This is a genomic window from Crassaminicella profunda, from assembly GCF_019884785.1.
In the GTDB taxonomy this organism is placed as follows: domain Bacteria; phylum Bacillota; class Clostridia; order Peptostreptococcales; family Thermotaleaceae; genus Crassaminicella; species Crassaminicella profunda.
Window position 1 is genome coordinate 1,830,960 of the sequence record NZ_CP082326.1, and the last position, 23,999, is coordinate 1,854,958.

The following is a 23,999-nucleotide window of genomic DNA, read 5'->3' on the forward strand; positions in this document are numbered from 1 at the left end:
CTATGGCATTAATTCAACAATTAAATTTAGTAGCGCAATTAAAATAGGTACGGCTAAGACCATAATCAAAATTTTTCCTGCAAATTCAATTTTTGAAGCAATTGCTCCTTCACCTGCATCCCTACAAACTTGTGCACCAAATTCTGATACATATGCGATACCAACAATTTTTAAAATAGTCGTAATATAGACTAAATCCATATCTACTTTTCTTGCAAGTATATTCAGCGTTTCTAAAACGGAAGTTAATTTTGTAACGACTAAAATAAAAATAATAACTCCTGTCACAATACTGATTTGTAGGGATATTTCAGGTCTTTGATTTTTAAGAACAATCGTTAAAATAGTGGCGATAATACCTATCCCAACAATTTTAAATATTTCCATCTACATCACACCTTTATCTAATATAGTTGGAACATTGTTTTTACTGTTGTAAATAAATCGCTAATTAATTGGATTACCATAAATAGCACTACAACAATTCCAACAAGTGTTGTCATCATAGCTTGTTCTTCTCTACCAGAATGTTTTAAAACTAAATTTAATACAGACACCAATATGCCAATAGCTGCAATTTTAAAAATCAAATCCACATTAATATTCATATGTATCCTCCTTATCATTTATCTAATTTTCTATATAAATACAATGACGATTGCTAGACCAATCAATATTCCTAAGCTTTTACACAGTTTTCCATTTTTAATTTTTAATTGTTCAGCATGCTCTTGCTGTTTCTTTAATCGTAAGTAAATGAGTTGAAAATTTTTTAATTGATTCTCTTTATCTGTAAACCCTAAATTCTTACCAAAATCTATTAATATTTCTTGATCTTCTTTGTTTAAGGAAAGATTTTTAATATTTTGATCAATGGCTTTACTCCATGCTTCTTCAATACTATAGCCCATTTTGCTATAAAGGATTTTGTAAGTATCTGTAAAGATTGTACTGATTTTTTTGCTACTTTTCTTCCCGACTCTTTTCATAGCAATAGGAAGAGCATTGGATGCATAAAGAATTTCTGTTTCTAATAATTGAAATGATAAATATAGATTTTTCAATTGATACAAACGTTGAGTATATTGATATGAAAAAATATACCCTATGGTTGCTGTACATATGATGATAAGATTTGAAAATATTATTTTAGCAAACAAGACCATTCCTCCTATCTAAGAAGGGATAGGAATCAATTATTTCATTTTTTTTACCATCAATAATTTTTTCGATAGTTCCCACTTTAGGTTGATTGGATAAAATAATAATTCTTTCAAAGATTCCTTGTAGCAATAAACTTTTAAGATTATTTCTTCTATGAATTTCATCTAAATTTCTTCCATGTACTGTTGTAATTAGTTTTATACCTGCATTTAGAGCTTCCTCTATTGCAAAAATATCTTCTTTTTTGCCTATTTCATCTGTTGCGATAATGTGTGGAGACATGGAGCGAATGAGCATCATCATACCTTCTGCCTTCGGACAAGCATCCAATATATCTGTTTTAAAGCCTACATCATTTTGTGGAATTCCTTGATAAATACCACAAATTTCAGATCTTTCATCTACAACAGCAACATTGAATCCTGAAAAGCTTGGATTTTTCATCCCATTACTTAAATTTCTTATAATATCCCTTAAAAGAGTCGTTTTCCCACATTGAGGAGGGGAGACGATTAATGTATTCAAAAATTCATTATTATTTAATAAATAGGGGATTAATTTATTTGAAATATCTAATTTTTGTTTTGAAATTCTAATATTTAATCCAGATATATTTTTAATAGTTTTTATAGCTCCATTATTTAATACAGTTGTACCACATATGCCAACTCGATGTCCTCCTTTTAAGGTGATAAATCCACTGCGAATTTCTTCTTCTAATGCATAAAGAGAATAATCTGTAATGAGTTGATAGGCTTTTTCTATATCTTTTTTTGTAACTTGATAACTCTCACATATATTAGTCACAATTTTTCCTTCTTTGCCTATAAAAAAGTTTTTATTTTTTGCACTGATCATCAAGGGTTGATTGACCCTTAATCGTATTTCTTCTATATCGTGTATTTTCTCTGATGGCAATCTAATGAATAAATCTCTTAGATTTAAAGGAAGTGCTTCTAATACATTCTGTTTTAATTGAGTTTTACAATTGTTCTTTTTTTCGAAATTTTTATCTTTAAATGTACCCATAACATGTCCCCCTTTATATCATTAATATTTTCGTTGTCCCAATAATATGATTAAAATTTATCTCTTTAGTAATTTTTTTAATAAAAACAAGCTCAATTTGATTAGAAAGAGAAGATTAACTTTAAATTTATGAATAGAGAAAGTATGATGATCAATCTTGGAAGTCTCATATAAAAAAAGAAAAAGAACCTATTTTTTTCTCTACCATAAGAAAAAAATAGGTTCTTTTTTATACTTTATTTATTTAAAATAGGTTGCCAACCATTAGTTGTGTCATATTCTGATCTATACCATTTACCATCAATTGGTTGTATCCCTGCAAGGTTTTGCCAACTTGAACCTTTAACTTTTATAATTACTAATCCTGGAATAGATGTTGATTTATAAAGATAATAATTCTTATCACTTGTACTCGGCTCTGGCAAATTATCTATACCTGCATATTCAAGAAAATGATTTCTTATGTTATTGTCAGAATTACCATTATATAAAGAATATGTCCAAAGTTTACTAGGATCGATTTTCCCCTCATTTGACATTTTAGCAAGGATATCCGCTATATAGTTTCCTCTACCATTATCTGTACTTAAATCATAAGATGGCTTACTTTTATCTGTACTATCAATATCACTAAGATCAGGCATATGGTCTAAATATTTAGGAACTAAGGTTTTTTCTAACTCCTCTTTATTATTTTTAGCATATGCTATAATTTTATTTTTGTCTATATTTGATAAACGTAAATCTTCGTTTTCTTTCAGATCTCCTGTAAGCATGGCGACTTGACAAGCATCCATTAATGCTTTAATATCAACTTCTTTAGCTGCAGCTTTAGCATTTTTTTTAAATATACCAAACTTAGGAACAACTATTGCTGAAAGAACACCTAAAATAGCTATAACTACAATTAACTCTATCAAAGTAAATCCTTTTTTGTTAAACATAACTCATCTCCTTTTCCTTTTGAATGTCCTCTTTTAATCCATCAACCTATGAGTATTGAAGTTAAAATCAACTCAATAATATTGTTATCGTCAATATTCTTTTTTTACATTGTATATGTTTTTTTAGCTATTTTCAAGAATTTTATACATATTTTTATAAATTTATCCAGAAGTATATCTATTGGTAGTTTATATAAATACATGTTAAAAAAAACTCCGTTTTTGAACAGCCCCCTGTCAAGTAGACAGTGGAAATAATAAAAATTTTGTGTAGCGTCAATCAACAAATTGGCGCTATATTTATGCAACTAACGTAGATAGATAATGACGATACTCCAATGGAGTCATACTTTAAGCACTTTTGGTAACGGTTCAAGTACGCTTTCTTTATAAGCTTCACTAATAAGTTTTAAGAGCATCTCATTTTCTAGTTTATTTTGGTGTTTTTCCTGGCGTCACCCTCATTCGATTTTTTATAACTTTTTTAGGAGCTCATTTTCCATTTCTAACTGTTTATTTTTAGTTTCTTTGTACGTGATTCATAGTTCATGCTGATATCCATCAAAGAACCATTACCTACCAAGAGTCTTCAACAGCTGATATCTTAAGCTCCTTAGAATAGGTAGTCTGAGAGAATAGTCCTGATTCTTCCTTTGAATTATAATTTTTAATCCATGCTTTAACTGAACTATTACTAACTGACAGTTCATCACAAATCTTTTAAAGACTTTTAACACCATTTAAATAATCCTTTACTGCTGCTACCTTTACCTCAAATTCAACTTTAAGTTTTCTTCTCATGACAAAACTCCCCTTATAATAAACAGTTATAATATTTTAACTGTTTATTACAAGGGGAGCATATCATTTTCAAAGGAGTTTTTGTATTTAGCTAATTTATTAAAATTTACAATTTTAAGTACATTCTTCTACTCTAAAATACTTATTTGTTTACTTTCATAATAAAAAAGCACTATGAATTTAAGTAGTATTCATAGTGCTTTTTACTATATCTTATACAAATGATGAAAATGCTCTAAAAAAATCTTTCATCATTTGTATATTCTAAGACAGTGTCTTCTTTTTTATTATTCATGTTCATGGTCACAGCAACCATGTTCGCCACAGGAGCATTCTTCTTCAATATATATTTTTTCATGACAACTTGGACAAATTAACTCAGTTTCTTCATTATGATGATCCATAAAATCTTCATCAAGATAGATGCTTTCGTTACAATTAGGACATTCTACTTCAACAAAGTCTATATCTTCCTCATCATAATCTTCATCTTCTATTTCATCAAATACTTCATCCTCAACGATTGCTAAGTCTTCATCAATTGTTTCTACATAATCATCTAGATCTTCTACATCATCATGTAAATCACTACAAGCATCAGCAAAGTCTTCTAATACATCAAGTATATTTACTAAGAGTTTACCTTCTTTTGAACTTTTATCTACTTCCATTCCTTCTGCAAGTCCTCTTAAATAAGCTACTCTTTCGTATAAATGATTCAAGAATAACGCCTCCTTATGAGTTAATATATATATTATTTCCTATGCTCTTGATAAATACTCACCTGTTCTTGTATCTATTTTTATTCTGTCACCTTCATTAATGAAAATAGGAACTTGTACAGTTGCACCTGTTTCCATTGTAGCTGGTTTAGTTACATTTGTAGCAGTAGCTCCTTTTACACCTGGTTCTGTATAAGTAACTTCTAATTCAACAAAATTTGGTGGATCAACTTGAAATGCTTTTTCGTTGAAAAATTTCACTGTAGCAGTATCATTTTCTCTTAAATAAAGAATAGCTTCTTCAACTTGTTCTTTTACTAATGGAATCTGATCATAAGTTTCATTATCCATAAAATAGTATAGTTCTCCATCGTTGTATAAGTATTGCATTTGTTTTGTCTCAATATGTGCTTTTGGGAATTTTTCATTTGGGTTAAAAGCTTCTTCACGTGTAGAACCTGTTAATATACTTTTATATTTTGTTCTTACAAAAGCAGCTCCTTTTCCAGGTTTAACATGTTGAAAATCTACGACAACAAAAGGTTCTCCATTTATTTGGAATGTCATTCCTTTTCTAAAATCTCCTGCACTAATCATTAGTATCCCTCCATATGTAATAAGTTTATTATCTTTCTGGTAAATTTACCAGAAATTTATTGTTAAATCTCAATTAAGTTTTTTGGCGATTTAGATAAAACCTTATTTCCACTTTCAGTGATCATTAATAAATCTTCAATCCTTACGCCTCCAAAATCAGGTATATAAATACCAGGTTCATCGGTAACAATCATGCCTACTTGCAAAATTTCTTTTCCAATAGGAGACAAGCTTGGTTCTTCATGAATTTCAAGACCCACTCCATGACCTAATCCATGACCAAAGTTTTCACCATATCCTCTGGCTATAATCATATCTCTTGCTATTTTATCAGCTTCCATTCCTGTAATGCCAGGTTTTATACATTGTAATGCTTTTTGCTGTGCCTCTAGTACAATATGATAAATTTCTTTTTGTTGATCATTGGCTTTTCCAAGGACAATTGTTCTTGTCATATCAGAACAATATCCATTGTATATACACCCAAAATCAAGGGTCACAAAATCTCCCTTTTCTAATAGTTTATTAGAAGCTACACCATGCGGCAGAGATGAGCGTATACCAGAAGCAACAATCGTATCAAAGGATGTACTGCTAGCCCCTTCTTTTTTCATAAAGGTTTCTAATTCTAACGCCACATCTTTTTCAGTAATACCAGGTCTCATATAGTTACAAATATGTAAAAAAGCTTCATCAGCAATATTTGCAGCTTGCTTTATGTAATTGATTTCCTCTTCATATTTAATTTTTCGCAAAGAGCTGATAACTCCATCAAGAAGAATTAATTCTATATGATCTAGTTTTTTACTAAATTCCATATACTGATGATAAGTAATAAAATCTTCTTCAAAACCTAAGTTACTTAAGTTCAACTCATTGATGATGGAATAAATACTGCGTTCATTTGTATGCTTTATAATCTCATATTCTTTACATTGTTCTTTCGCCTGATCTACATACCTAAAATCTGTAATAAAGAAAGCTTCATGCATAGTAATTAAAGCATACCCACTTGTTCCAGTAAATCCACTCATATATCTTCTATTCTCAGGTTTGTAAATGATTGCAGCATCTAAATTTTTTCCCTTTAAAATCTCTCTTAATTTACATAGTCGACGATGCAATTGAATCCCCCCAATAGTGAATTTTGCCAAACTATCAAAGAATTTGTAAACAACTCTATAATATCATAACATACTTTTTTTCTTTTGAGTAGAATTTTTACATGTTTCTCCATTATTATATGCATAAAAAATTAAATTATTGCCCTAATGTTTGATAGTAATTTTCGATCGTTAATGGGAGAATCTTTATTTTAGGCAGATTGTAAGCGTCTACTCCATTATTTTTTACACGTGGAAGCAATAGATGCACATGTATAGATTTTTTAGCACCATTATATATGCCTGTACTTAAAATATCAATAGTATGGTTGATATAATTATGTTTTATATGTACAGTATATTTATGATCCTGCATATAAGAGAACGGATTTTTTTTAGTGTCGTTTAATAAAGGTATTTGTGATGATAAATATGTTTGTAAATCTAATTCAAAGGACGGAGGAATGTATTCTTCTTTATTTTTTTGAATATAGTTTGTCTTATATGTTTTTAATTTTTTCAAATATTCAAGGATAAGCTTGTTTAGATCATCATTTATTTTAAATATTACTATATTGACTGCAGCTTCTCCAAGATAATATGCTTTTAAACTATTTTCATTTGCCTTGACAATATAAAAATCATTTAAAAACAATGTAAGCGTAGAAATGGTAATCAGCAACAAAATAGTGCTTATGATAAAACTGTTTATTACAATAGAACCTCTATTTTCAAAATATTTTTTCATATTTACCTTCCTAATCATTTATTTTAAATCTTGCCTTTACAGACTCACCCACGTTTCCAAATATTTCTATTTCTATCAACTTATTTTTGATTACTTCTGTTACATCAATTTTCTTTATCCCCTCTACCAAAACATTATGTTCATAATTTTTATTTGTTCTCAATTGCCCTTTATTTTTATAAAAATATATTAAAACATGATTTTCATACTGAATTTTTCCACTTAAATCAATAAAAGCTTTATAATTTTCCTGATCTTTTCCCTCAAATCTTTTTATAATTTCATTATAAGTGATGTTTTTTTGATTACATATTTTAATACTTCTTTCTATATAAGTTAAAGCATAGCGAAGATTTTCCTTAGTATTTAATCTCTCAATCTGGTTATTGCAATTTTTTATGCAAAACAAAAAATAAGACATAAAAACAACCATAATTATTGAAAATAATGCTGTAGATACAAAAACCTCAATAAATGTAAATCCTTTTTGATTATTGTATTTTTTCAATAGAATCTCCTCCAATGTTCTACTGGTTTAAATCCTTTTCTTCTATTGAAAGTTCATCATAACAAGTTTCCTCTAAAAAATTGATATAGCTTTCTAATATGCAAATATTATTGTTCTTATCTTTTATTTGTAAAATCACGTTATAAAGACCATTATAAGAATCATTACTAACCGTTAATATTATTTGGTACTGATCCTTAAAAAAATTTATTTCTTTATTTTGAAGTTCTTCAATCGAATAGTTTTTATCATCTATTGTTAGATGATTACACTTTATTTCTTCCATATAGCTGTGTGCTACTTGGTTGATTTCATAGGTTTTTGAAGTTTTTATATTTATTTTATTTAGCTGAAATAAAATAGTTGTAGTAGTGATTGCAATAATCTCTAATAATACGACTGTAATTAAAATCTCTATTAAGGTAAAACCATTTTTACCTATTCGTATTTTCATTGTTTTTTCATCCTATTCTTTAATATGTTTTTGAAATTTTTATTCTTCCCGTACCCACCATGGTTTGAATTTTTATTTTTTTTTTATTATTTTTATGAACTAAATAGAATGCATGATACTGTGTGTTTCCTTCAGGATTATAAATAACATCATTAAAATAGGATGGTTCAATGCAAATTTTACTATTTAATTTTTCTTTAAATATGACTTTTCCACCAACCACTCTTTGTCGGACTCTAATAATATTAGTGCTATTTATATACTCAAAACAATAAAAATTTGTTTCTGCAATGCTTAAATTTTGAGCAAGCAGTAAAGCACTTTTCACTTTATTGACTGTTGTTTCTAATAATATTGTATTATATAATTTTTTATTGATAGAGATAGACATCAATGAAAATATGCTCATAAGGGATAATACCAACAGTATTTCTATAAGAGTAAAACCTTTTGCTATATTAGCTTTTTTAAAATTTAAGATTTTTTTTAATATATTCATACTTAAAACTTCTTCCTATATGATTTTTCTTTTCCCAACATTAATATTTTTTGTAATATATTATTAAATTATACAGTTTAACCTTTTATATCCATAAAAAAAGAAAATTAATTAAATAAAATACCACCCGTTTAAAGGGTGGTATTTTATTTAATTTTGTTATAATCTTTTTTCTTGTTGCAACACATATAACATATAAACAACCTCTGCTCTTGTAATACACTTATTCTTTCCAAATCGACTTTTTGATCGTGTATATTTTTCATAGAACATCTTTTCTGCAATATCATCCCATTTAAATGTTTCGTTTCCTGGGATTTTTTGAATAATCCATTCGATTTCTTGATAACTTATAGATTTATTTGGTCGAAAAGTATTATCTGGATACCCTTGAATATATCCTCTACCTACAGCATTAATAATATCATTTTTAAAAACGCCAAAGCTCTCTGCATCGTTAAATTCTTTTTGCTTTAAATTAGTAATTGAACTATTCCACTTATTTACCCGACCTAATAACGTCACGAATTCTGCTCTACTTACATGATTTTCAGGTCTAAAAGTATTATTAGGATATCCTGATACATAGTTTCTTCTCATAAATGAATAAATCTCTTCTCCTGCCCAATTGCTATGCACATCTGTTAATTCAGTATAATGGTCATCAATAAAGACAGCATATATACCTCCACTGTAATGTGTAGCTGGAATTTTAGTAGAAATAGTATTTTTATCTATTACACTATTCAAATACAACCATTCATTATTAACTAATTTATAAATGCCACCTGTTTCAGATCCATAATATTTAAATTGGAGAATCATTGGTTTTTTGGTATTTATAAAGCTTAAATTATTTTCAACTTTTATTTCATACATATTCGTTACAGCTTCATAAGATTCATGTGGATAATTTGAAGGCAAATTTATTTTTGCTAGGGAGAAAAAAGTTTCTCTATAAAAAGTACCTGCTTCAATAGATAGTGTTACATTTTGATCATCACTAACAATTATTTCACCTTGCATAGATACTTTAACATAATTAACATTCCCTTTTGCAATATTCATGTTAGCTTGTTGAAAAGCATCCGTATAACCTATTTTAAAACCATCTTTAAATCCTGCTATAAAACCAGTCCTATATTCAGGTACTTCTTTTAGTAAATTATATTTATGCATAATTTCTAGATCTGAGAGTATAGCATGTCTCCAGTTATTTACTTTATTTTCTTCATAATCAATATTTCCATAAGCTTTCCCCATTTTTTCTCCAATTTCTTTTCCATTATCAAGACCATCTTCTTTTGTGATTTTTTTATTATCTACATTAGAAACTCTAAATACATAAGTATACTTTTCTTCATAGGCCTTTTTATATCCTAATACAAAGTTATCACTATATTCTTTAGAATCTTTACTTAAAGAATATTCTTTTCTAATTATTTCATCTGACGGCATATTCCTTCTATAATCGTTTGTTTTTCCAGCATAAAAGTCTTTTCTTCCGTGAGATTCTCCAAGCATCGCACCAAAGAATTTTCCATTTTCTAATCCTATTTCCTCTGCAGACTTTTCACTATCCAAACTTGTTTCTGAATTTCTATATCCCCTTTCGTATTCTTTTTCAAATGCTTCTTCAAAACCTTTTTTAAAGTTTATTCTATAAGTACCTGTTTCATCATCTAAATCATATTCATCATAAAGATTCTTTTCCTCTTCTCTAAAAGCTTTTTCCCAGTTATTTTTACGGTTATTTACTAAATCTTTTTTTCCGGATAATTCTCCAGCCACTGCTCCAAATTTTTGTCCATCTTCATAAGCTTTCTTAACATCTTTATCATCATTCCTTTGAGAAACACCGATACTTGGAATTGTCCATATGGTTAAAAATATCATACAAAATAGGAATATCTTTTTCAAAACAAAACCTCCTTTAATAACTGAATATTTTATTGTAACTTAGGAATATATATAATTTGTCCTATTTTAATATCGTTTGGATCTTGAATCTGATTATATTCCATAATCAGATGTCTTTTAGAATAATCATTATAAAATTTTTTACTAATGCTAAAAATAGTGTCTTTAGGTTGTATCTCATATGGAGATGCTTCTGAATTTTGAGAAATGTTTTCTTTCTTATCCTCTTGAGCTACTTGGTTATTAGCAGTTGTGGTTGCATTTGGAATATATAAAACTTGTCCCACATAAATACTGCTACTATCTTTAAGATTATTATATTCCGTAATAAAATGACGTTTTGTATAATCGTGATAAAATTTATCAGCAATGCTAAAAATAGTGTCCCCTGCCAAAACTGTATATGAGAGAGCATTCGTGTTTTGGGGTATTTCTTTATTTTCATTAGGAGTTGTATTTTTAGCTATTTGTTTATTTGTTTTATAGGGCAATACATTAGGATAAGTGATCTCTAATTTATCAAATAAAAGTACTCCTTTAGTTTTGTTATCAAACTCTACGCTTTCAACATAAATTCGTTGTACTTCAGCTGGATATGCTATTTCGATAGGAAGTACTGCCTCGATAGACTTCCATTTTAACCAATCTATTTCATTTGCTAAAGGAATTTTATATATTTTTCCTTTTGTATCTTTTAATATAATTCCAATGCTATGATGACTCTTCTCAAAAGCATATACCCATAGGCCTATATTTTCTGCCTGTTTTGTTATTAATACTTTTTTTCCTTCATAAACGACATTTCCTATACTATGGAGTCTTCCTCTTAAAAAATCATATTCTAATCTTGTAGAATATTTTCCCTGGACGCTATTTGTATCTCTAGTAATCTTTCCAATTACTTTTTTAGGGGAACCCACAAAAAAAGTAGTTGCTTTTTCAAATCCATTTAACAATACTCTTTTAGGTAATGTTTCTGTTGAAGATATTTGTTGATTATTATCTGTTAGCTCATCAAAGGGATTTTCAACAAATCCATCAAAAGGAGCAAATGGATTTTCCTTACCCAGTTCATCCTTATTAAAATATTCCGTTAAGTAGGTATCATCCTTATCGTTTGGCAAACTATAAAAATCTAAAAAAATGTTTCCAATTAACTGTCCACTTTCATTGTTTTCAATTCGTAAACCTTTAACAATAATCTTTTTTTTATATTCTCTAATTTTCTTCATGAAATTTAACAAGGCGTCGTAATTACCTTCAAATGGAAGTTTTACTGTTATAGCATCTAGTGTATATTCTTTAATTTGTTCCTTTCTAAATTCAGAAAAGTCGATAGAAGAAACTTGTAGCATTGTATGATCTAATATTTCATTTAACAATATAATAATTTGTTCCTGTTCTAGTGATGAAAAAAAACTTTTTTTAATAGGAATTATATCTTTATTTATATTTTCAAATTCCTTATCTACTTTATCTTTAGAAGCAACAATTATTTTATTTTTTTGAATTTCTGACTGATATTTTTTTATATTTTCTTTTAAGTCCTTGAATTTTGATATTTGTGGATTGATGATAAAATGAAAATAACCATAGCCTAATATTCCTGTAATTAAAAATAAAATAGGTATTTTTCGAAATTTAGTTATTGTCATTTGTTGTCACATCCTTAATAGTAAAAGTGAGCGTAAAAGTATAACTTCCATCATCTCCTGAAATTGCAGGAATAAATATATCTTGAAAATATTTTACATTTTCTAGATTGTATTTAAGCTCAGCAATTGCCATTTTATTTTTTGCTATTCCCTGTATTTCTACTATTTCAGGATCTATAGTAATCATTTTAAAAAATAAATCATTAGGCACCATATCTCTAATTGTATAGATTAAAAAATCGTTAATTATATCTTTTTCATTCATGCCCGCTTCCAAATCTTGTAGCATTTGAATTTTATGCTTCATTTCTTGAATTTTTCGTGATTTATCCTCTACTTCTTGTACTTTTATATAATCTTTAGATGAATTTATTATATTACTTGCTGATACTACTTCTTCTTCAGTTTTTTTTATATTTATTAAATTTACAATAGGTATGATGATAAAAAAGATAATTACAATAAATACACCTATAGGAATTAAGTATTTTTTATTAGTTATTTTTTTATTTTTTGATAAATAGGGCTCAAAAAAGTTGAAATCTCTCATGTCCATACCCCCACTTATTTTCTTATAATTGCTCCACTTGCATTTAGATAAAGATTTATATTAAAATTGATTTTTGAATTTTCTATTTTTATAGTGCTTATTTTTTCTATTTTCTCTACAGGTATGTTAAAATAGTCGTTAATATATTGAGAAATGCCTATTAGATTAGCATGTCCACCTAAAAGATATATTTTATCAATTTTATTCACTGGTTTTCTGCTGGTATAAAATTTAAATATTCGTTGTATTTCCTCTATCCATCCATCAACAGAGGTTCTAATAATATCTTTTATTATTTCATTTTGATTGTTTTTTTTCTCTTTTTCTGCCTTATCTAAAGAAATATCCAATACATTTGCAATATTTATATCAATATCTTTACCACCGACCTTCAAAAGTCGACTAAATTGAGAAATTCCATTATCTATAATATTCATATTGATATTTTCATAACCTAAATCTAATATTGCAATGGTTTGAGAATCTTTATAAGGTTTGTCTTTATCTAAAAGAACAATTTCTGTATTTGTTTTCTCGTTTATTTTTACATTTTTGTCAAATAGCTTAGAAATAGCATTAGAATGACTATCTAAAGCAAAAGGTTTGAGATTTAATTGTTTTGCAAGTTCTAAATAGTTTTGTACAATTGTTTTAGGAAGTGCTGCAGCTAATACACGTATTTTTTTTAAATCCTCCTCTTGTAGAACTTCTAATTTTTTATATTGTATTACATATTCTTCTAACGCCATAGGAAACTGTTGTTGTATTTCATATTCTAGCATTTGTTCAAAACTCTGAGATTTTACATAAGGAAGAAATAATTCACGTGTTATGATAGACGTGCTTTCTAATGTGAAAATAACTTTTTTCACTTTGAAATCTTGTTCTTTTAGAACCTTGTTTATGGCATGTTTTAATTTTGATATATCAATAATTTGACCATCTTGAATAGCATTAGGTGGAGTATGTAAAGATATAGCATCATTAATAATAACCGTATTATTTATATATTTTCCAACTACCATTTTTATATTATAAGTCCCTATATCAATCGATAAAATATTTTTGGAAAACAATAATGGATACACTCCTTTCCTTAGCCAATATTGTAAAAATAAGTAATATAATAATATATTATATCATTTCCATAATAAACTGTCATTAATGTAGCAAAGCCAATAAATGGTCCAAATGGAATCATGTCTTTTCTCCCTTTTTGTTTTGTAATGATCAAGCATACAGAAATAAATGCTCCAATTACAAAAGATAAAAACATTATCAAAAGAATCCATTTCCACCTTAACCAAAATCCTAGCATACCCATTAATTTAATATCTCCTCCACCCATACCACCATTTGTTATTAGGGCAATCAATAAAAAAAATCCACCTCCAATTAATAAACCTAACACACTGTTGTATAGATTTGTAAAATTCACGAAAAATGAATGAATATTAAATATAAATGCAAAAACAAACCCCAACCAAATCAATCCATCTGGAATAATCTGATGATCTATGTCAATAAAGCTAATTACAATGATTAAACTAGACAACAATGCGTATTCCATAAATTCTAAAGAATATCCATATCTATAATATAAAAATAAATAAATCATTGCATGCATAAGTTCTATAATAGGATATTGCATAGATATTTTCACATCACAATATCTACATTTTCCCCTATAAACTAAAAAACTAAAAACTGGTATCAAATCCATTGGTTTTAAAGTAGTATTGCATTTGGGACAATGAGACCCTGGATACACAATAGATTCTCTACGTGGTATCCTCCAAATACATACATTAAGAAAAGAACCTATTAGTAATCCTAGCACTAGAATAAAAAGATACATATAATTTTCACGTCCTTATAAATAATTAAAAATAATATAACCTACTAACACTACTAAGAATTCTACAAAAGCAGATATTTTTCCTTTTTTATTGCAAAAAAGACTCAGATATATATAATATTTCTGAGTTTTAAAATGGGAGATCATTTAAAGCACATGGTTTATATTTTATAGAAGCACTTCCACTTAAATGAATTTCTTTTGCAATAATAATTCCATCAAACGATGCACTTCCAGTAATAGTTACTTTTCCATTAGGTGCAAATAATATTCCACTAGCGCGAGTACTTCCACTTAACTTTATATCTTTTTTACTGACTATAATTACATCTGAAAATATATCATTCCATGGAGAATTCCATGATTTGAAAGTATATGAATCTCCAAAATATTTCATAGTATCTTTAGTAGTAGCGTTTGAGGTAAAACCTCTATCTGAATACCATGAATCAGATTTTAATGGAGGTATTGAGATATCTGGAAAATCTATATTGTCAATTTTATTTCCTGGCCCATTGCTCCAAGACTTAGGAAATTTTATTTTTCCAGTATAATATAAATTTTCATAAATTTTCGAAGTGCCTTCTAATTTAATATCTCCGTTAACATAAATTGAATTAGAATTATCAGATTTACCTAATCTTGTACTTCCAGTCATCTTAATATTATCATGGATATATATTTCGCTAGCATCAATATAACTTGATCCAGTAGAAGTATAATTTCCGTTAATGAAAGATGTAGTATCAAGTGCATTAATATTAGAACTGCCACCTATTTTTAAATAATTTGTCACTAATACATAATCTCCCCATTGTTCGTTCGGATTCGATTCAATAGGCAATGTTTTTTTATAGCATATAGCAATACTAGGTTTATCTTCATTTTCATTTAAGATTTTATTATTTTTAGGTAAATTTATAATTAATGCTTCAGATTTCATGTTATAAGTTTGTTTTTTATCACTACCAACAATCTCAAAATTTAAAATATTATCTATAGTTTTTTTTGTGCTTTCTTCTATAGCTCTTTCAAATGATAGTGTTTGGATTGAATCTGTAATAATTCTTGAGTTTCCTTTATATCGATGTTCTATTGTATTTCCATTAATAAAAATATAGTATAAATCCTCTTCAATATCATCTTTTGGGGGGATAGGTTGAGAAGGATCAATTATCTTTAAATTTGTTGCATAGCGTATCTCTTTTGTAATAAAATCAGCAGCTAAACGAACCTTTTGCTGTACATTAGCTTGTATTGACCCTTTCGTAAAAGTATGAATTCCAAAAAAATTCAAAGAATATCCTAAAGATAAAATCATTCCTAAAAGAGCAAGAACAACTAAGAGCTCTATAAGGGTGACACCTTTTGTATTTTTTAAATTGGTTTTTAATAAAGAATTATATTTTCTCTTATGGCTAAGCACCTATATCTCCACCTTTATTATAAACATAGTAAACAATTAATTTAAAAAATTATCTATTTGGGATGAATGTAGTTAAAGATACATTATGGTCTTTATATTCTACATTTACTATCTCTTTTTTTCCTAAAACAGTAATTTGGGATATACCTAAAAATTTTATATTTAAAGTATCGCTCCCTGTAGTAACTGAATTAATTTTACGATCCATTTGAATTTGGGCTTGATGTAATGCTTGGCTTTTTTTACCTGAAGAGAAAATACCTGAAAAGCTACTTGTAAAAGTAGTAGTAAAACTAACAACAATTATTCCTAATATTGCTAACGAAATGATTATCTCAATCAATGTAAATCCTTTTTTATCAGATAATATTTTCATTATTTTCACCTCTTTATTTCCAAAGTCCTCTTGTATAACCATTTGTTGTTTTATTTAAAGTTAAAGATACCGTTTTATTAAAATCTTTTACTGTAGCAGTAGAGATAATTACAATTTTTTTATCTTTTCGTGTAATATTTACAACAAAACTTCCACCAATATCATCTTCTGGATTCTCAATATAATCTGATTTAAATTCTCCATTTACCAAATATACAGGATTAGATGGAGGCGCATCTATTAACTTAGTTGCTTCATCCTTATTCTCTATGATATATTTGGCAATAGCATCTGCCCCTGATCTTGCAATATAATAAGCTTGCATATTTTTTTCTTCTTTTGCAACTTGTCTAGATTCTGTAACACTTAAAAACAAAAGAATCGTACCTAAAAACACAAGAACAAGCATAACAATAAGTACCAGTGGAAGTATAGCACCTTTTTCATTTTTAATGTACATAGGAACTCCTCCCAGTCTTTATATTAAATCATATTTTTAAAGTTTATGCTAATATTAATTTCTTTTTTATTAAAATAAAAATATATATAACGAAAGGAGGAGACACTGTTTTTATATCCCTCCTCCAAACTTTGTACTTGATAGACTACTTAATTTCCTTAATTTTAGGCTCAGTAAATTCAGTATGTGAATCTCCCCAAGTTCTAAATCCTACATGGCCTGTTTCTGTTTTTTCTAAAGCATCTATGGTAACAGGGTCTGTACTTATCTCTTGCTCGTCGATATATACTCTGACATCTTTTTTAGTTGAGTCATCTGCATTTTTTGTAACCTTAACCTTAATATCATGTACTTTTGTCCACCAATCATCACTAGTAATCATTTCATCTGGTGGATCAATTTCTGCAAATGGATTTAATCGATTTTCTTCTTTTCCACTATTTCTCTTAAAAAATCTAAATTTATGTCCTATCCCAGTATCAAATTGAAATATATAACCAGTATCATTTATTTTATTCCCAGTTTTTTCAACTTTACTTTCAATTATAATACCGTATCCATTGCCCAATGCAAAAGCATCTCTACTTAATTTAGCTTTCGTTGTAATTTCATATTGATCATAAGTATTTGGAAAAAAGATACGATCATCCCATTTTCCACCCAATGGTGTCCATTCTTTATTTTTAAGCATTCCACCTTTAATAATCCAACGTTTAGAACTTTTATGATAAAGAATATCATCTAAATTTTCTAACAATTCATAACTACTATTAGAAGAAATAGTAGCATCTAATACTAAGGTCCAAAGTCCTTGTTCCGGATTCCATAAATATTTTGCACCTTTACTTTGTGGTATTGGTGTATTTTCCAAATATCCATTATCCACCAGTATTTCGCCATTTGATTTTAATTCATCTGCTGTAATATCTATTAAAGATTTATTTAATTTCAGCGCATATAGATTTGTAGCATCATTTAATACCTTTATATTAGCTTGATCTGCTCGTAGTTTTGCGTTCTCTGAAAATCCTCCAAACTTAGGTACTGCAATTGCAGATAAAATACCTAAGATTGCAATTACTACTATTAATTCTATCAGTGTGAACCCCTTTTGATTTTTAATATAATCACCTACTTTTTGTCTAATTAATAGTAAAATATTGCTTTTTAATCTTAATTTGAAATTCCCCATGTTTTTATTGCAAGTTATTAAGTCTCGTAATTATCAGACTACTTGATTTCCTTAATTTTAGGATTGGTGAATTCAGCATGTGATTTGTTCCATGTTCTAAATCCTACATATCGTTGTTTTTCTGTGTCTGAAGATTCTACCTTATAAGCTTCTGTACTTATGGGGTTACCGTCAATATATACCATTACATCTTTTTCTGAATCATTAACTTTTGTAACATTAATCTTAATATCATGTGGTGCTTTCCACCAATTAGCATCGTTAGATATTTCCCTTGATGGATCTATTATGTGCTTATTCGACTCTCCACCATTAGTTCTTTTATAAAAAGCGAATTTATTTCCAAGACCAGGATCAAACTGAAATACATATCCAGTATCATTGGCGCTTTTTCCAATTGCAGATTGTTCTACAACACTCTCAAATATTATGCCATATCCAACAGATCCTTCTCCACTAATAAATTGGGCTTTTGTTGTAATCTCATATTGTTCATAATCATTTGGAAAAAAAATACGTTGTTGACCAGTTTTGTTATTTTTTAGTTTGCCATCTTTAATAGTCCAGTTATCGTTACTATTATGATAAAGAATATTGTTACAATCTGTTTTTAATAATTTACTACCACCATCAATATCTAGCACCCACATTCCTTGTTCCTGATTCCATAAATATTGCGCTTCTTTACTTTGTGGGGAAGGTGTACTTTCTAAATAATCAGTCGCTACAAGTTTTGCACCATTTTCTCCTAAATCATCTGTTATAATATCTGTCAAATCTTTATTTTCTTTAAGTGCGTACAAAGTGGTAGCATCGTTTAATATCTTAATATTTGCCTGATCTGCTCTAAACTTTGCTTTTTCTGTAAATCCTCCAAACTTTGGTATTGCAATACCTCCTAAAATACTTAATATTGCAATGACTACTATTAATTCTATCAGTGTAAACCCTTTTTGATTATGAAGCTTTAAATTAAACTTTTTCATGCTATCACCTACTTTTTTTTATAGCTGTGTAATTAAAGGAGGAGAATCTGTCTTAGTGACTCTCCTCCAAAGTTTATAAATTAGTAACAATTACTAAGAATTTATGAAAAACAAATGTTTTATTTATTCTGCTGTTACTACTGTTACATCACCCTTAGCATCTATAGTAGCTTCAAATTTAGTTTTATTTTTAGCTTGAGCTTTTACATCTGATCCCAATAAGTTTTCCATTACTGCTTTTAGTGTAGTATCTGATTTAACTGTAATTGCGTCACTCTTTTCAAATTTAGTATCTCCAGTATTATTGATTGTAATTGTACCTGTACCACTTATATCTTCATTTGTTAATGCTACCAAAACAGCTGTTTGAATTGTTTTGCAAGCTGTTTTATCTGCTTCTACTTTAGCCTTCTCAGTAAATCCACCAAACTTAGGTACTACAATTCCTGCTAAAATTCCTAAAATAGCAATAACTACAATTAATTCAATTAATGTAAATCCTTTTTTGTTTTTCATTCTTTTACTAAATATTTTCAACATTTTTCTCTCTCCTTTTTAATAATTTTTTTAATAATATAACATTTTATTTGATGTTTTGATCCCTCCTTTTATATAATATTTTTCTATAGTACATTTTGGAATACATTATTGAGATAAAACAAATATATTCTATTAGATATATACCCTTTTGTTGCATGAATATTCCAAAAGGTGCTAGTAGATTATTTTTTTTATTTTTGAATATCCTTTAACTTATATAGCTATAAATTAAGGGTATTTACCATATTAAATATTGGTAAAATCATAGCCATCACTATAAACCCTACAACAAAAGCCATCACTGTGATCATGAAAGGTTCAAACATGGTTATCATCTTTTGTAAAGCAGTTTCTGTTTCTTCATCAAAAAAGTTTGCTGTCTTATCTAAAATATCATCTATTGCTCCTGATTCTTCTCCTATTTCAATCATTGATATTACCATTGGAGGGAAAACTCCTATTTTTTGTATTGATCCTGCCAAGCTTGCACCAACAGATACTTCTTCAATCGTATTTTTAATTCCATTCTCTACAACTTTATTTCCTACAACCCTCCCTGTACTTTCTAAAGCTTGAATTAGAGGAATTCCACTTGAAAGTAAGGTTGACAATGTTCTTGTAAAACGAGTGGTTATAATCTTTTGTGTTGTGCTCTTTACAATTGGAATTTTAAGTTTCAATCGATCAATGAAAATTTTTCCAAATTCACTTTTAATGAATTGATTGCTCCCATATAGTAATGAAATACCTACAATCATATATATATACCAATAATTAATCAATGTATTACTTATAAATAAAAGTGCTCTTGTAGGTGCAGGTAATTCTATTCCAGAACCTTGAAACATGCTTACAAAGGTTGGCATTACAAATACAAGTAGAAATATAATTACAAAGACAGAAACAATAGATAAGACGATAGGATAAACCAATGCTCCTTGAATTTTGTTGTTAATTTTACTTTCTTTTTCATAATGAATAGCCATTCTATCCATTATTCCATCTAAATTACCACTGATTTCCCCTGCTTCTACCATATTTATCAAAAGTTCTGGAAAAATTAGCTTATGATTCCGTAAACCATTTGAAAAAGTTTCTCCTTTTTGAATATGAGTATATACACTTTTAATTACTTCTTTAAATTTTTTATTTTCTGTTTGCAAATTTAAAACATCTAAGCATCTTATAATAGGTACACCTGCATTTAACATTGTATAAAATTGTCTACAAAATATAGCAATATCTTTTGTTGTTACTCTGTTTAGAATCATGAAATTAAATAGATTACTTTTCTCAGTCATTTTGGTTATTTTAATAGGGTAATATTGATTTTGCCTAAGCATGACAATTACTTCATTCTCACTATTAGCAGTGTACGTGCCTTTTATATTTTCTCCCTTTTTTGTTACTGCTTTGTATTGGTAAACTGGCATAATTCACCTCTTCTTTAAAATCCTAAAATCCTTTTTATCGTATCTTGATCAATAGCATGCATTGATAGAATTTCTCTTGAAATAAATCCGTTTTTATATAACTCTGTGAGAGAATGATCCATTGTCTGCATACCAAATTTACTTCCTGTTTGAACAGATGTTTGAATTTGATGGGTTTTTCCCTCTCTGACTAAATTTCTAATTGCAGGAGTAGCAAGCATTATTTCAAAAGCTGCACTTCTCCCACTCCCATCTGCTTTAGGTAACAATTGTTGAGATACAACCCCTTCTAATACAGCAGCTAACTGAATCCTAATTTGTTGTTGTTGATGTGGAGGAAATACGTCAATGACACGATCTATTGTTTGGGCTGCTCCTAGAGTATGCAATGTAGATAATACGAGATGCCCTGTTTCTGCAGCTGTAATAGCGATACTAATAGTTTCTAAATCTCTCATCTCTCCTACCAATATAACATCAGGATCTTGTCTTAATGCTGATTTTAGTGCATTTGCATAGGTCCTAGAATCACTACCAATTTCTCTTTGATTTACAATGCTTTTATTGTGTTTATGTAAATATTCAATAGGATCTTCAAGTGTTAAAATATGACAATGTCTTTCTCTGTTGATCAAATCTATCATAGAAGCAAGTGTTGTAGATTTTCCACTACCCGTAGGCCCTGTTACTAGTACTAAACCTCTTTGCTTTCTTGATAATTCCTTTAATACTAGAGGTAAGCCTAAATCTTCCATAGTGGGAATTGTAAGAGCTACCACCCTCAAAACCATACTATAAGTCCCTCTTTGCTTAAATGCATTTACTCTAAATCTTCCTAAACCAGTACTTGAAAAAGATATGTCCAATTCACCTTTTTCATCTAATTGCGTTAGTTGCTCTTTAGTTAATATTTTTTTTACTAATGTTGCTGTATCTTCTGGTGAAAGAGGCTTTTCTCTCATTTTTTCTAATTTTCCATTTACTCTTATTATTGGAGGAATTGCAACAGTGATATGTATATCTGATGCTTTTGCCTCTATTGCGACCTTAAGCAAATTCATAACATCCATTTTGATCATCTCCTTACTCTAAGTTGTATGCAATACGAATCATTTCATCTACTGTAGTAATTCCTTGTAGTACTAATTGTTTACAACTTTCTTTTAGTGATACCATCCCTTGATTAAATGCAATTTTTCTAATTTTATCTATACTTGCTTTTTCATCTATTAATAATCTCAAGGTTTCGTTGATTGGCATAATTTCATGAACTGCTTGCCTTCCTTTATATCCTGTATAGTTACAAACACTACACCCTTTACCCTTATATAGAGGAATATGATTATCTATCTTCAATAAGTTCTTTTCTGTATTATTTGGTGTATAGCTTTCTTTACAATTTACACATATTTTTTTAATCAATCTTTGAGCGATTACACCCACTACGGATGAAGATACTAAATACGGTTCAATATCCATATCTACTAATCGTGTAACTGTAGATGCAGTATCGTTCGTATGCATTGTGCTTAAAACTAGATGTCCTGTTATAGCAGCTCGAACTGCAATATGTGCTGTTTCAGCATCTCTTATTTCTCCGATCATAATAATATCAGGATCTTGTCTTAAAATAGATCTTAACCCACTAGAAAAAGTTAATTTTGCTTTGTTATTAACTTGTACTTGACTAATACCTTCCAAACGATATTCTACCGGATCCTCTATGGTAATAATATTTCTATTAATTTGGTTTAATTCTTTTAAAATAGCATATAATGTTGTAGTTTTTCCACTTCCCGTAGGACCTGTTACTAAAATGACACCATAGGGATTTTTTATAATTTTATCAAAACTATTTAAATTTTCTTCTGTAAATCCAAGTTCATTTTTAGAGAACACAAAATTATTTCTATCAAGTAATCTAAGCACAACTTTTTCCCCATATACTGTAGGTAATATAGAAATACGAATATCAATTTTTTTATCATCTACGACAATTTCAATTCGACCATCTTGTGGAATTCTTTTTTCAGCAATATCCATTTTCCCCAATATCTTTATTCTTGATATGATGGATGCATGAGTTGTTTTTGCAATAGACATGATTTCTTGCAGTTCTCCATCAATACGAAAACGTATGCGCAGTTTTTTTTCTGAAGGTTCAATATGAATATCACTTGCTTTTAATTTTATAGCTTGTTGAATAATAGAATTAACAAGCCTAACTGTAGGTGCATTATGAATATCATTTGCTATCTGATTTTCTATATTTTCTACATTTTCTATTTGAGCTTCTCTTTTTAAATCTTCAATAGCTTTTTCAGCGCTTTCTCTACCATAATACCTATCAATTGCATTTAAAATTTGTTGTTTTGTTGCAATTACTACATTTACATTTAGTCTTGTTGCAATTTTAACATCGTCTATGGCAAAAATATTTAAAGGATCAGACATAGCAACTGTTAGTTTCTCATGTTCTTTCTTTATGGGTATTAATACATGCCTTTTAGCTATTTTTTCACTGATTAACCTAGGAACTTCTGGATCAATATGATATTTTTCTAAATCCATATGCGGAATTCCTAATTGAAATTCTAATATTTCTATCATTTGTTTTTCTTGTATAAAACCTTCATCAATTAAGATTTCTCCTAATTTTTTTCCAGAAGATCTTTGGATTTTTAAAGCTTCATTGATCTGTTCTTCTGTGATAAATCCAGCATCAATGAGTAAATCTCCTAGTCGTTTTTTTGATTGCATAAGTATCCTCCACCTATAATATATAATTTTTTGTATAAAATAATAAATAATTTTAAATTATAAATTATCTTATCATTTCTATATATGGCTTTCAAAAAAATAAAAAGACTAACTATCTATATTATAATATAGCGTTAGTCGGTTACGCCACTACATCAACATGGCATAGGCGTCCAAAGTATAACCATGTATCATTTGTACTAACATCATATTACTACATATCCCTATTTTAATTTATTATAAATAGTTCAATATAGTTTTTTTAAAATCCTGC

Annotated in this window: 26 protein-coding genes and 1 riboswitch; all 26 genes read right to left on the reverse strand. The window is 28.4% G+C overall.

The window, feature by feature from the left end:
- Entirely contained in the window at positions 1-387 is a 387-nt protein-coding gene (gene spoIIIAD, locus K7H06_RS08620; protein WP_223039468.1) for a stage III sporulation protein AD, read from the reverse strand.
- Between the two features lie 17 nt (positions 388-404).
- Positions 405-602 carry a stage III sporulation protein AC gene (spoIIIAC, locus tag K7H06_RS08625; RefSeq protein WP_223039980.1) on the reverse strand — a complete coding sequence of 66 codons (198 nt, stop codon included), beginning with the start codon at positions 600-602 and terminating at the stop codon, positions 405-407.
- 36 nt (positions 603-638) lie between these two features.
- A complete protein-coding gene (gene spoIIIAB / locus K7H06_RS08630; RefSeq protein WP_223039469.1) occupies positions 639-1,160 on the reverse strand; it encodes a stage III sporulation protein SpoIIIAB in 522 nt (173 codons plus the stop codon).
- Positions 1,150-2,193 carry a stage III sporulation protein AA gene (gene spoIIIAA, locus K7H06_RS08635; protein WP_223039470.1) on the reverse strand — a complete coding sequence of 348 codons (1,044 nt, stop codon included), beginning with the start codon at positions 2,191-2,193 and terminating at the stop codon, positions 1,150-1,152. The genes spoIIIAB and spoIIIAA overlap by 11 nt, the downstream gene beginning before the upstream one ends.
- A 236-nt stretch (positions 2,194-2,429) precedes the next feature.
- Positions 2,430-3,137, reverse strand: coding sequence for a type II secretion system protein (locus K7H06_RS08640; RefSeq protein ID WP_223039471.1), 708 nt, complete (start codon positions 3,135-3,137; stop codon positions 2,430-2,432).
- A 1,088-nt stretch (positions 3,138-4,225) separates the two neighbouring features.
- A complete protein-coding gene (locus K7H06_RS08645; RefSeq protein ID WP_223039472.1) occupies positions 4,226-4,660 on the reverse strand; it encodes a CD1247 N-terminal domain-containing protein in 435 nt (144 codons plus the stop codon).
- Between the two features lie 39 nt (positions 4,661-4,699).
- Positions 4,700-5,257 (reverse strand): elongation factor P, encoded by a 558-nt coding sequence (gene efp / locus K7H06_RS08650; protein ID WP_223039473.1) that lies wholly within the window; start codon positions 5,255-5,257, stop codon positions 4,700-4,702.
- A 62-nt stretch (positions 5,258-5,319) separates the two neighbouring features.
- Complete coding sequence (locus tag K7H06_RS08655; protein WP_425514953.1) at positions 5,320-6,387, reverse strand: M24 family metallopeptidase; 1,068 nt, start codon at positions 6,385-6,387, stop codon at positions 5,320-5,322.
- Between the two features lie 130 nt (positions 6,388-6,517).
- The gene (locus tag K7H06_RS08660) at positions 6,518-7,108 is read right to left on the reverse strand and encodes a hypothetical protein (protein WP_223039475.1); all 591 of its coding nucleotides are present in this window, start codon (positions 7,106-7,108) and stop codon (positions 6,518-6,520) included.
- A gap of 10 nt (positions 7,109-7,118) precedes the next feature.
- Positions 7,119-7,616 carry a PilW family protein gene (locus tag K7H06_RS08665; RefSeq protein WP_223039476.1) on the reverse strand — a complete coding sequence of 166 codons (498 nt, stop codon included), beginning with the start codon at positions 7,614-7,616 and terminating at the stop codon, positions 7,119-7,121.
- A 19-nt stretch (positions 7,617-7,635) separates the two neighbouring features.
- Complete coding sequence (locus K7H06_RS08670; protein ID WP_223039477.1) at positions 7,636-8,070, reverse strand: pilus assembly FimT family protein; 435 nt, start codon at positions 8,068-8,070, stop codon at positions 7,636-7,638.
- A 19-nt stretch (positions 8,071-8,089) separates the two neighbouring features.
- A complete protein-coding gene (locus tag K7H06_RS08675; protein ID WP_223039478.1) occupies positions 8,090-8,569 on the reverse strand; it encodes a pilus assembly FimT family protein in 480 nt (159 codons plus the stop codon).
- A 159-nt stretch (positions 8,570-8,728) separates the two neighbouring features.
- A complete protein-coding gene (locus K7H06_RS08680) occupies positions 8,729-10,489 on the reverse strand; it encodes an S-layer homology domain-containing protein (RefSeq protein WP_223039479.1) in 1,761 nt (586 codons plus the stop codon).
- 29 nt (positions 10,490-10,518) lie between these two features.
- Positions 10,519-12,144: a LysM peptidoglycan-binding domain-containing protein gene (locus K7H06_RS08685; RefSeq protein WP_223039480.1), complete on the reverse strand. Its 1,626-nt coding sequence runs from the start codon at positions 12,142-12,144 to the stop codon at positions 10,519-10,521.
- Positions 12,131-12,694, reverse strand: a complete 564-nt coding sequence (locus tag K7H06_RS08690; RefSeq protein WP_223039481.1) for a PilN domain-containing protein — start codon at positions 12,692-12,694, stop codon at positions 12,131-12,133. The genes K7H06_RS08685 and K7H06_RS08690 overlap by 14 nt, the downstream gene beginning before the upstream one ends.
- Positions 12,695-12,708: 14 nt before the next feature.
- Entirely contained in the window at positions 12,709-13,770 is a 1,062-nt protein-coding gene (gene pilM / locus K7H06_RS08695) for a type IV pilus assembly protein PilM (protein WP_223039482.1), read from the reverse strand.
- Between the two features lie 20 nt (positions 13,771-13,790).
- On the reverse strand, positions 13,791-14,552 hold the full coding sequence (locus tag K7H06_RS08700; RefSeq protein ID WP_223039483.1) for a prepilin peptidase: 762 nt from the start codon (positions 14,550-14,552) through the stop codon (positions 13,791-13,793).
- A gap of 130 nt (positions 14,553-14,682) precedes the next feature.
- On the reverse strand, positions 14,683-15,978 hold the full coding sequence (locus K7H06_RS08705) for a PilW family protein (RefSeq protein WP_223039484.1): 1,296 nt from the start codon (positions 15,976-15,978) through the stop codon (positions 14,683-14,685).
- 49 nt (positions 15,979-16,027) lie between these two features.
- Entirely contained in the window at positions 16,028-16,354 is a 327-nt protein-coding gene (locus tag K7H06_RS08710; RefSeq protein WP_223039485.1) for a type IV pilus modification PilV family protein, read from the reverse strand.
- 13 nt (positions 16,355-16,367) lie between these two features.
- The gene (locus K7H06_RS08715; protein WP_223039486.1) at positions 16,368-16,814 is read right to left on the reverse strand and encodes a hypothetical protein; all 447 of its coding nucleotides are present in this window, start codon (positions 16,812-16,814) and stop codon (positions 16,368-16,370) included.
- A gap of 145 nt (positions 16,815-16,959) precedes the next feature.
- Positions 16,960-18,006, reverse strand: coding sequence for a type II secretion system protein (locus K7H06_RS21365; protein WP_281426052.1), 1,047 nt, complete (start codon positions 18,004-18,006; stop codon positions 16,960-16,962).
- A 38-nt stretch (positions 18,007-18,044) separates the two neighbouring features.
- Positions 18,045-18,992, reverse strand: coding sequence for a competence type IV pilus major pilin ComGC (locus K7H06_RS08725; RefSeq protein ID WP_223039487.1), 948 nt, complete (start codon positions 18,990-18,992; stop codon positions 18,045-18,047).
- A 123-nt stretch (positions 18,993-19,115) separates the two neighbouring features.
- Complete coding sequence (locus tag K7H06_RS08730; RefSeq protein ID WP_223039488.1) at positions 19,116-19,532, reverse strand: type II secretion system protein; 417 nt, start codon at positions 19,530-19,532, stop codon at positions 19,116-19,118.
- 221 nt (positions 19,533-19,753) lie between these two features.
- A complete protein-coding gene (locus tag K7H06_RS08735) occupies positions 19,754-20,965 on the reverse strand; it encodes a type II secretion system F family protein (RefSeq protein WP_223039489.1) in 1,212 nt (403 codons plus the stop codon).
- Positions 20,966-20,979: 14 nt separating this feature from the next.
- Entirely contained in the window at positions 20,980-22,035 is a 1,056-nt protein-coding gene (locus tag K7H06_RS08740) for a type IV pilus twitching motility protein PilT (protein ID WP_223039490.1), read from the reverse strand.
- A gap of 13 nt (positions 22,036-22,048) precedes the next feature.
- Positions 22,049-23,725 carry a GspE/PulE family protein gene (locus tag K7H06_RS08745; RefSeq protein WP_223039491.1) on the reverse strand — a complete coding sequence of 559 codons (1,677 nt, stop codon included), beginning with the start codon at positions 23,723-23,725 and terminating at the stop codon, positions 22,049-22,051.
- 127 nt (positions 23,726-23,852) lie between these two features.
- A riboswitch (cyclic di-GMP riboswitch) is annotated at positions 23,853-23,936 on the reverse strand.
- Between the last annotated feature and the right edge of the window lie 63 nt (positions 23,937-23,999).

Coding starts and splice junctions, on each gene's coding strand:
- K7H06_RS08700 (WP_223039483.1), bottom strand. CDS start 14,552: ATGTATCTTTTTATTCTAGTGCTAGGATTACTAATAGGTTCTTTTCTT.
- K7H06_RS08740 (WP_223039490.1), bottom strand. CDS start 22,035: ATGGATGTTATGAATTTGCTTAAGGTCGCAATAGAGGCAAAAGCATCA.
- K7H06_RS08675 (WP_223039478.1), bottom strand. CDS start 8,569: ATGAATATATTAAAAAAAATCTTAAATTTTAAAAAAGCTAATATAGCA.
- K7H06_RS08710 (WP_223039485.1), bottom strand. CDS start 16,354: ATGAAAATATTATCTGATAAAAAAGGATTTACATTGATTGAGATAATC.
- K7H06_RS08670 (WP_223039477.1), bottom strand. CDS start 8,070: ATGAAAATACGAATAGGTAAAAATGGTTTTACCTTAATAGAGATTTTA.
- K7H06_RS08690 (WP_223039481.1), bottom strand. CDS start 12,694: ATGAGAGATTTCAACTTTTTTGAGCCCTATTTATCAAAAAATAAAAAA.
- K7H06_RS21365 (WP_281426052.1), bottom strand. CDS start 18,006: ATGGGGAATTTCAAATTAAGATTAAAAAGCAATATTTTACTATTAATT.
- K7H06_RS08715 (WP_223039486.1), bottom strand. CDS start 16,814: ATGTACATTAAAAATGAAAAAGGTGCTATACTTCCACTGGTACTTATT.
- spoIIIAA (WP_223039470.1), bottom strand. CDS start 2,193: ATGGGTACATTTAAAGATAAAAATTTCGAAAAAAAGAACAATTGTAAA.
- K7H06_RS08725 (WP_223039487.1), bottom strand. CDS start 18,992: ATGAAAAAGTTTAATTTAAAGCTTCATAATCAAAAAGGGTTTACACTG.
- efp (WP_223039473.1), bottom strand. CDS start 5,257: ATGATTAGTGCAGGAGATTTTAGAAAAGGAATGACATTCCAAATAAAT.
- K7H06_RS08660 (WP_223039475.1), bottom strand. CDS start 7,108: ATGAAAAAATATTTTGAAAATAGAGGTTCTATTGTAATAAACAGTTTT.
- K7H06_RS08745 (WP_223039491.1), bottom strand. CDS start 23,725: ATGCAATCAAAAAAACGACTAGGAGATTTACTCATTGATGCTGGATTT.
- K7H06_RS08685 (WP_223039480.1), bottom strand. CDS start 12,144: ATGACAATAACTAAATTTCGAAAAATACCTATTTTATTTTTAATTACA.
- spoIIIAD (WP_223039468.1), bottom strand. CDS start 387: ATGGAAATATTTAAAATTGTTGGGATAGGTATTATCGCCACTATTTTA.
- K7H06_RS08730 (WP_223039488.1), bottom strand. CDS start 19,532: ATGTTGAAAATATTTAGTAAAAGAATGAAAAACAAAAAAGGATTTACA.
- K7H06_RS08735 (WP_223039489.1), bottom strand. CDS start 20,965: ATGCCAGTTTACCAATACAAAGCAGTAACAAAAAAGGGAGAAAATATA.
- K7H06_RS08640 (WP_223039471.1), bottom strand. CDS start 3,137: ATGTTTAACAAAAAAGGATTTACTTTGATAGAGTTAATTGTAGTTATA.